This window comes from Haloquadratum walsbyi J07HQW2, from assembly GCF_000415985.1.
GTDB classification, from domain to species: domain Archaea; phylum Halobacteriota; class Halobacteria; order Halobacteriales; family Haloferacaceae; genus Haloquadratum; species Haloquadratum walsbyi_B.
In genome coordinates this window covers 381,602-382,893 of record NZ_KE356561.1, presented here as the reverse complement: position 1 = coordinate 382,893, position 1,292 = coordinate 381,602, and the positions used below count along the sequence as shown (strand labels likewise).

Here is a 1,292-nt window from a genome sequence, read left to right as displayed (position 1 = left end):
GAACCCTCGTCCGAAGAAGGCTGAAGAAGCAGCTTAATAGCGAAGGCGTTCCGCTCCGTCTCGAGGAGGTTCATAAGGAAAATCGTCCCTTGGTCGTTCGCTGGAAGGGCATCGCCTCGAAAAAAGACGACTGGATGACGCTACTTTGACCGTTCAGCAATTTATCCATCGACAGCGATGATCAATATCGTTCGCCACTCAGCGTGCTTCTTGAGCAAGCTGTCCACACCGACGACCCGTTCATATTCCAGACTATCTCCAAGCCCCGGGCTGACTGGACCAGCGAGGCTGAAACCCACAAACAGAACCTCAAAATGGGCAATCATGGAACACTCTCTGCGTTCAAAAACGAGCTGTTCCGGCAGGCGTTCGTAACATCCGATCAGGAGCGCCAGAATATCCACCGTGGAGACATCTCTGAGCAGGTCAGAGGGTCTGTCAGCACCGGCGAGGATGACAAGATTACGAGATTACGGGATCGCGGATGGAGCAGATCGACCGCAGACAACCGACGACAACGTTTGACCTCACACACCAGGCTGCCTGTAATGACCAGACTGTCCAAAGCATCTCGAACGCCTTCACGTCTCTTTCAGGACCGTACTATGGAATTGAGGGCGAGATCCTCGGGGTCAATCATAAGAAGTTCACCCGGTTGTGCCACACACGACAGATTAGCACCAACGGCTTCTCCGGACGCTTTAGCAAAGGCGACCCGTGCATCTGTGTGTCTCCCGACGAACTCGCGAACTTCGCCGTTGTCCCGCATACAGACGCCCTTCCACGAGCCTCACGAGGATCATCAGGGGGATCACCCGACGCTCGCTCACCACTCACAACGACAGATGAGGACCTGCTCTCGCAGTATGACTCCGGGATGCACATTGGATATGCTGAGACTGCGGTCGACAGCCGATCAGATATTCAATCCATCTCGATGCGGGACAACTGACACACCACATCCTACGCGCGGCGACAACTGGTGCGGAGAAGACAACGACGATGATCAACGATGCGCTGTCAGCCTACGAGTCGTTTGACGGTCCCATCTTCGTTTTCGACCGGAAAGGTGGGACAATGGCTACCGAGTACAAGAGAGCACATTTCAAGAACTTCAGCACCCTCGATGACGTCGTCCACATCCCCTCCGTTCCGGGACCAGGCGACGAGGTACTCGCCTTCCTGTACTTCGACATCCGTCCGCAACTCGCCGCCGGCGTCTCACGTACGGTCGCTGTTCAAGCGAAAGTTGATCGCTACAATGAACTCCTCGTGCACGTGCTGGGTCGAGA

At 55.3% G+C, this 1,292-nt stretch carries 3 protein-coding genes; 2 read left to right on the top strand and 1 reads right to left on the bottom strand.

The annotated features are described in order from the left end of the window. Positions 1 to 161 precede the first annotated feature (161 nt). A complete protein-coding gene (locus J07HQW2_RS01800) occupies positions 162 to 404 on the bottom strand; it encodes a hypothetical protein (RefSeq protein WP_048075078.1) in 243 nt (80 codons plus the stop codon). Between the two features lie 80 nt (positions 405 to 484). Here J07HQW2_RS01800 and J07HQW2_RS01795 point away from each other — a divergent pair, with 80 nt between their 5' ends. Together J07HQW2_RS01795 and J07HQW2_RS01790 are read left to right on the top strand one after the other, a co-directional pair. Then, the gene (locus tag J07HQW2_RS01795; RefSeq protein ID WP_021053508.1) at positions 485 to 952 is read left to right on the top strand and encodes a hypothetical protein; all 468 of its coding nucleotides are present in this window, start codon (positions 485 to 487) and stop codon (positions 950 to 952) included. Positions 953 to 1,002: 50 nt separating this feature from the next. After that, positions 1,003 to 1,292 (top strand): hypothetical protein (locus J07HQW2_RS01790; RefSeq protein ID WP_021053507.1); only part of this gene is annotated, 290 nt, incomplete at its 3' end.

Coding starts and splice junctions, on each gene's coding strand:
- J07HQW2_RS01795 (WP_021053508.1), top strand. CDS start 485: ATGGAGCAGATCGACCGCAGACAACCGACGACAACGTTTGACCTCACA.